Origin of the sequence: Bacillus sp. EKM202B, from assembly GCF_011066025.1 — a bacterium.
Taxonomy (GTDB): Bacteria; Bacillota; Bacilli; order Bacillales; family Bacillaceae_G; genus Bacillus_A; species Bacillus_A toyonensis.
Genome location: NZ_JAAMNK010000066.1, coordinates 1 through 7,211 on the forward strand (window position 1 = coordinate 1; position 7,211 = coordinate 7,211).

The window sequence follows — 7,211 nt, forward strand, 5'->3', positions numbered from 1 at the left end:
AATAAATTAGAGTTCGATAGAACTCTTTACTTAGGAATCCCCCTCTTCTAAACGAAGTGAAAGTGGGGGTAGTTCAATCTTATCTCTGGAGAAAGTCATAAAACAGGACAAGGCGGAGAAACACTAAAACATTATGAAGCACTAGAAATATTCGGGCAACAAGTTTTTGGCCTTGAAAATATCCCCTATCGCTGGTCAGCTCAAGATTTAATTACACTAGACAAAATTCGTTATATCGGTGAAATTACATCCGATCAGAAAAATATATTAATTGCTACTGGATATAGAAAATGGGGTATGACAAACGGAACTGCAGCGGCGCTTTTATTTCGAGACATCATATTAAAAGAAAAAAACAAATATCGGGAATTATATACTCCCTCTCGTTTCCACATGAATCCTAGTTTAAAGAATTTCTTAGTCGAAAATGCCAATGTTGTTGGACACTTAATTAAAGGAAAGTTAGAGATTCCTCAAAAATGTATTCGTGATTTATCTAACGATGAAGGAGCTGTCGTTGATATTGATGGACATAGAAAAGGAGCTTATAAGGATGCAGAAGGTAAACTTCATATTGTAGATACAACTTGTACCCACATTGGATGTGAAGTTGAATGGAACAATGGAGAACGTTCTTGGGATTGCCCATGCCATGGTTCGCGATTCTCGTATACAGGGGAAGTACTTGAAGGGCCTGCTGAAAAACCATTACAAAAATACGATTATAAAATGATAGATAATCTTACTTCAGAAGACTCTGGTTATTAACTAAATTTATGTAGCGGTTATGAAACTCGGGGGAAATGATTATGATGATGGCAGCTTTGAAATTATAAAATCATGGAATAAATCCTCAAACAAATTATATGAATAATATATTGAAGTTGCACGAGTCAATACTCTGTTGGGGTACGACAATATTGCTGTAACAAGAAGCATAAGATGGCCATTTTGTCCATCTTATGCTTCTTTTAGTTTACGATAAGCTTTTATTATTTAATTTTACTCATATTCAGTTGCAATCTGGTCCTATTTGTACAATCTATTTATTTTGTGCAATCTTAGCACCTTCATATAATTTATCCGTATAATTTTTAAGGTCCTGCCAATTATCCTTCGCTGTATCCAGATCTGCTCTTATAATCTCATCAAACAAGTCTAGATTAATGTTGTCAACACTGTCAATCAATGATTTATATTTTTTCTCCACTGTCTCCCACTGAGTCTTTATATTTTCAAGAGCAGTAACAGCTGTACCAACTGTTGCAGCCATATGTTCCGTTTTATTTTTGGCATCAGTCAAAATAACTACTTCTGCCTCTGCTCCAGAAATTCTGGACTTTAATTGTTCTATTTCTTGTTGTGCAGATGCGATATTCTTGTCAGTAGTGACAATCAATGGTATACCAATCGGAGGCATAAATACAGATAAAGCTATATAGCCACCACGTTTATCATAGTTTTCTTTAATTGTATTATTACAATTCTCAATTCGTTGTTGTAGAAGCGGAATACCAGCGTTCGTACTTTCTAGAATATTCTCCAATTGATTGAAATCTTCTTTGAAATTTCTTGTATCTTCTGCTATTTCACCTTGAAAATTTTTCAATTTTTCTAACAGTACATCTAATTTTTGACTATTGTACAAAATACTATTGTGCAAATTTTCTAGTTCATATTTTAATTTCTCTGTATCTTTTTGCTCTATAGCAGTTAGTAAAAGCTTATAACTTGCTTGAAACGTATCATTATAACTTACAATATTCTGATGCGTGTACATAATACGAGTTTTAAAATACATGAACCAAAAGTCGGCATTCTCTATTGCATCCCGTTGATGCTTAATCATGTTTGCTTGTAAATCACCATTTATAGAACTTATTTTACTTAAATCTGTCAGCTGTTGATTACTGATTGTATTGGCATATGAATCCATTGTAAGGATATTTGCCACCATTTTTCCCATTACTTCTTTAAATTCACCAGGACCAAGGGAATAGTTCTTCAAACTTTCTTGCTGTTGGGACACAGTTGGTTCTGCTGCTAAAGTATGAAGTGGAATTACATTATTCGCTGCCATTCCCGTAATGATTGTTGACAAAATAATCTTCTTATATAAATTCTTATTCATCTTTTTCACCTACTCTTTTACATGCATCACATATTTTATTAAATTCATAAGCTTCTATTCTTTACTTCAAATGAATTAAGATTATTGCAAATAAAACAACATATTAAAATAGAGATACTCTTACTTTCTTATTCTATAATCTTTATTAAGTTTCATAACTATATAGGAAGTCTCCTGCTCAAACTTGAACAGGAGACTCATATTATGTGTTCTTCAAAAGGGAGACTTAGTATATTATCTTTTTCATTACTTCGGCAATTTCTTGATGTAATATTATTATTTCAAGAACGAAATCTCACTACTTTGAATATTTTCAGCATACTTTCTAATCTGCTCCCAATGTTCCTTCGCTGTATCCAGATCTGCTGTTATATCCATAGCAAGGAATTCTGGGTCAACCTTTTTAGCTTTATCAATCAATGCATCATATTTTGTACCCATTACATCCCACGTAGTCTTTATATTTTCAAGAGAAACAATAGCTTTATCAATTGTATCTGTTAAATTTTTAATATCACCTTGCACTATCGTTAACCTACCTGACTGTAGTTTCGCCATTGAAATATCTTGTGTTAGCTTTATAATTTCTTCTTGTGCCTTGATTATCTGCTGCTGCGATGAAACAACTCCGAATATCGAGCCTCCTAATCCAGCTGCACCAAGAGGCGCAAAAGGTGAAAGAATTAAGTATACACTGAAAGCAGTTGCAACCGACGATCCAATATAAATTTTGTTATTTTCATCAATTAATGCTTTATTTGCTTCGATTTGTTGCTGGAACAGTGGAATTCCAGCTTCTTCACCAGTTAAAATATTTACGATTTTTTCAGCATTCCCTTTTAATTTTTGTGTATCTGTTTCTAATTTGCCGCGAAAGTTTTTCAAATCATCCACTAATTTGGTAACTTGAGCTTTATTCTGTGAAATTTCACCATTCAACTTTGTAAGCAAAGCTGTTAGTTTGACTGGATCATTTTTATATTGTAATAAATAACGAGAATAATTTTGGAATGTTGTATCATAACTGATAATATTTTGATTCGTCGTAATTATTCCTGATTTTAAATTATTTAACCAGTATGTTGCATTTTCTCTAGTAATATTTTGGTTGGCTTTAATGTCTGTTTTTAAATCATCGCCAACTGAAGGTAAACCATCCAAATTAATATCTGCTTGTTTAAGTATAGTTAAAGCATACAGGTCCATTACCAACATATTGGATTTAGTATCCTTCATCGCATTATCAAGCCCTGTTGGTCCAAGGTAATAACTAGGGTATTTAAGGTCTTGATTTGCATGAATAGGTGCTGGTTCCTCTGCTGAGGCATATGATGGCATAATGCCACCCGCTACGATTGTTGCTATTAATGTAGATAAGGCCATTACTTTATAAGGTTTTTTCATCACATTTTTCTCTCCTTACATTATATTATTGTTATATATTCTACAAATTTCATCCTGTTACTTTTATTTTTGTAACACTCTCTTGATATTCCGTTGTTTGTTTTTTCAATTCATCCGTAAACTGTTTAAGCTCTTTTAATTGTGCTTGTAATGAATTGGAATCTATTTTCGTATCAGCATTAAGACTTGTCCCCGTTTGAATCATTATGTTATTAAAGGTGTTCCAACTACTTACTAGATTGTCAAAACTCTGAGTTTGATTTTTAACTGTTCTTGTAAAGTTATTTAATTGCTGCTCAATAAGTGTCATTTGAGTTGCTTGCACTTCAATAGTCGATAAATTTTGTACCAATTGAATTAGTTTCTGTTGCTTCTGAGCGATAGCTTTATTCAGTTCTGTTACTTTATCATTTTTGAGTTGTCCATATTGGTTATAAATCGCTTCCAAATTAGACACGTCTACAGTTTTATCTTTAACTCCGTCTTTCAAAATATTAATAACCGACTTTGTAATATTTAAAGAACCGTCTAGATTTTCTTTTGGTAGAGCTAGAAGTTTTTCAAAATCTTCTTGAATGCCTGCATTAAGTTGTCCCATTTCTGTTCTTAATTTTTCAATGTCTCCGTTTGAACTCTTATAAGATTCAAACGCTCTGGTAACTTTAATAGAAAATTTATTACTATCTTCAACCAAATCGTCTTTAAAATTATTTAAGTCTTCTGAATTTATTTTCATATTATACTGAATTTTTTGCACGTCACCTTGAAGTAAATTAAAAATACGTACAAATAATGCTTTTGCTTGCGGATCTTCATTCATTTTTCCAGCTAGTTCAACCAATGTATTGTAATAATTTGTAAATGTTATTCCGAAACTCTGTATGTCTTGATTTACTTTGAATAATTTGGGATTATATGTATCCAGCCAGTCTCGAACATGGTTTCTTGCAGTACCTTGATCAGTTGTTATTCCATATATAGTATTTACATCAAGGTCTGGTTGCTGTAATATGATTAGCCCATATCCTTGAATTAATGGCGTCTGTGACCCTAATTTCGTAATCGAATTTGATAACCTATCCATAGCGGGTCCAAGTATACTACTTGGTTGTAAATAAGTTGTATTACTTTCTGCAAAAGTATTTACAGGTGAGAAGCAACTTGTAGATACTGCTGTAACTAATAACCCTGCGACTAACGCTTTTTTCATAGTAATCCTCCCATTTATTGGTGTCTTTTGATAAAATAGTTGGACTAAATTTTAATTAATTTAAAATCCAACACTAAAACTATTAATCTATATAGATTATTTTAAAGATGAATTTTAAGGAATATAAATATAGATTGTAAACATTTGTACATAATGCCCTACTATAAACTTAATCCCTAAGTCATTACATAAAAGGCATATACGAAAATAATCCTGATTTTATATGTCTTAAAATGTAACTAACATCTTGTGCCCTTATTAAAACATCAAATTTTCAGTGCGTATATAGTAAAATTTTGTAGGTTTTTGTATAATTTTGTCCTTTTTTATTTTTTTATCTTAATTATTTAATATGTGTACAAATTAAAATACTATACTTCTAAAATTGCTATGGATCTTTACTCCTATAATTAAAATAATTATAATTTAATAATACCGATAAAAAGGTACCCAATTTAATTTAACTAGGTGAATTTTCATTTCAAAAAATTATTTTAGTATAATTTTTCAATGTTCTTCACTTATTTCTTCCTCTATATGGATATGCAAAATTGCATATCCATATAGAGGAAGGTTAACTATTATATATAGTCATAAGTGATAATTTTCCAAATAACTATTATGTACTACCGCTACATCAATATTAAGTTTCCACAACTTGTTGAAAACGTTAGAGTAACGGAACTTATCTATTACTTCCTATATCTATTATGCGTTGGATTCATCAGTCTTGGACAAAAGAATCCGACATAACCTAAAACAGCCAAATGCCCCCTAGAGAGTCGATGAAACATATATCAAATTAAAAAATCAAGATATAAACAAACACTTTTTCGTACATTTCTAAATCTCACGTGATAACAGTCGATAAGAATCTAGCTTATCCTATAGCAATTGAACAGTTGAAAAAAGAATACCTGTCAGTATTCAACTTAGATAACAAAAATAAATAAGACAATCGTTTTATTAAGTAACGCGTACGCCTTATAATGGGACTCAAATCACTTAAAGTGGGTTGCTTCTGCTCCCTCTGGTGATATTCCAAGTCCTTCATAATTTGAGTTTCCTTTTAATTTAAATATCTTCCAAAACACTTTCGTAGATGTTACAAAATCCATTCAATACATTTTAATAGGAAACTTTTCAAATATTAACGTAAAAGATTTATTTAGCAGTTAATTTAATGTCGGATTTATCAGAATTTTGTATCTTTTTGTTGTTTTATCTTGTTATTGATGTTAAACTTATACTTACAAAGAAAGAGATTAAATAGGAAACTTCGCTTTGTAAATTTTCTGATTTTTCAGTCTTTGGCTATTTTACTCCACTCCGTTAGATTGGCATGTTTGTGTATTCCTTCCCTACTCTTTCTTTGTTGTACCCTTCATAAGAAAACAATTTGTTCCTATCCAAGTTGTTTTCTTTTTTTTATCATTTTAGCCAAGAAGACTCCCTCCTCAAGGAACGCGAAGTGAGTAGGTTGGAGATGCGCATTGGCTTCGGACAAGGGATGGCAGGAAGCCATCCTAATTGTACGACATACATAAAGTGTTACTTCGCTACCTATCGAATGTATGTTTGTTTTATAATAGACACATATTGAAATGGAGGTGAAATGAATGATAATCAATAAAGCATATAAATTTCGTATCTATCCAAATTAAGCACAAGCGACCCTAATCAATAAAACGATTGGTTGTTCTCGTTTTGTATTTAATCATTTCCTATCTCTGTGGGATAATGCATACAAAGAAACAGGAAAAGGTTTGACATATGGTGCATGCTCTGCCAAACTTCCTGCCATGAAGAAAGAGCTTGTTTGGCTAAAAGAAGTGGATAGTATTGCGATCCAGTCGTCTGTTCGCAACCTTGCGGATGCTTATACACGTTTTTTCAAAAAACAAAACAGTGCCCCGCGTTTCAAATCTAAGAAGAACAACGTGCACTCTTATACTACAAAACAAACAAATGAAAACATTGCCGTTGTAGGAAACAAAATGAAGTTGCCAAAACTAGGTCTTGTTCGATTTGCCAAAAGTCGTGAAGTAAAGGGACATATTTTAAATGCTACAGTTAGACGGAACCCTTCTGGCAGATACTTTGTGTCATTGTTAGTTGAAACAGAAGTGCAAGAACTTCCGAAAACACAATCTTATATTGGAATGGATGTAGGACTAAAAGATTTCGCCATCTTGTCAGATGGAACAACCTATAAAAATCCGAAGTTTTTTCGATTATTAGAAGAGAAATTGGCGAAAGCACAGCGTGTTCTTTCTAGAAGAACGAAAGAATCTTCTAGCTGGAATAAACAGCGAGTAAAGGTAGCTAGAATTCATGAATACATGACGAAGGCTAGAAAAGATTACCTGGACAAAATCTCGACTGAAATCATCAAAAACCACGATGTTATCGGTATAGAGGATTTGCAAGTATCGAATATGTTAAAGAATCATAGGTTAGCAAAAG

General features: G+C 32.2%; 4 protein-coding genes and 2 pseudogenes. 3 read left to right on the forward strand and 3 right to left on the reverse strand.

The window, feature by feature from the left end:
* Positions 1–72: 72 nt before the first annotated feature.
* Positions 73–768 (forward strand): annotated as a pseudogene (locus G9F74_RS29060) (Rieske (2Fe-2S) protein); the annotation flags it as partial.
* A gap of 274 nt (positions 769–1,042) precedes the next feature.
* Here the strand turns inward: G9F74_RS29060 and nheC are convergent.
* From nheC to nheA, 3 genes are all read right to left on the reverse strand, one after another.
* Positions 1,043–2,131, reverse strand: coding sequence for a non-hemolytic enterotoxin subunit C (nheC, locus tag G9F74_RS29065; RefSeq protein WP_165406408.1), 1,089 nt, complete (start codon positions 2,129–2,131; stop codon positions 1,043–1,045).
* Between the two features lie 276 nt (positions 2,132–2,407).
* Positions 2,408–3,535 (reverse strand): non-hemolytic enterotoxin subunit B, encoded by a 1,128-nt coding sequence (gene nheB / locus G9F74_RS29070; RefSeq protein WP_016107183.1) that lies wholly within the window; start codon positions 3,533–3,535, stop codon positions 2,408–2,410.
* Between the two features lie 49 nt (positions 3,536–3,584).
* Positions 3,585–4,745, reverse strand: coding sequence for a non-hemolytic enterotoxin subunit A (nheA, locus tag G9F74_RS29075; RefSeq protein ID WP_165406409.1), 1,161 nt, complete (start codon positions 4,743–4,745; stop codon positions 3,585–3,587).
* A gap of 836 nt (positions 4,746–5,581) precedes the next feature.
* Here nheA and G9F74_RS30720 point away from each other — a divergent pair.
* Together G9F74_RS30720 and G9F74_RS29080 are read left to right on the forward strand one after the other, a co-directional pair.
* Positions 5,582–5,659, forward strand: a pseudogene (locus G9F74_RS30720) (IS6 family transposase); the annotation flags it as partial.
* 765 nt (positions 5,660–6,424) lie between these two features.
* Positions 6,425–7,211 (forward strand): transposase (locus G9F74_RS29080; RefSeq protein WP_260408304.1); only part of this gene is annotated, 787 nt, incomplete at its 3' end.

Bases quoted from the DNA above. Each gene is read 5' to 3' on its own strand.
- nheB (WP_016107183.1), bottom strand. From the start codon at position 3,535: ATGAAAAAACCTTATAAAGTAATGGCCTTATCTACATTAATAGCAACA.
- nheC (WP_165406408.1), bottom strand. From the start codon at position 2,131: ATGAATAAGAATTTATATAAGAAGATTATTTTGTCAACAATCATTACG.
- nheA (WP_165406409.1), bottom strand. From the start codon at position 4,745: ATGAAAAAAGCGTTAGTCGCAGGGTTATTAGTTACAGCAGTATCTACA.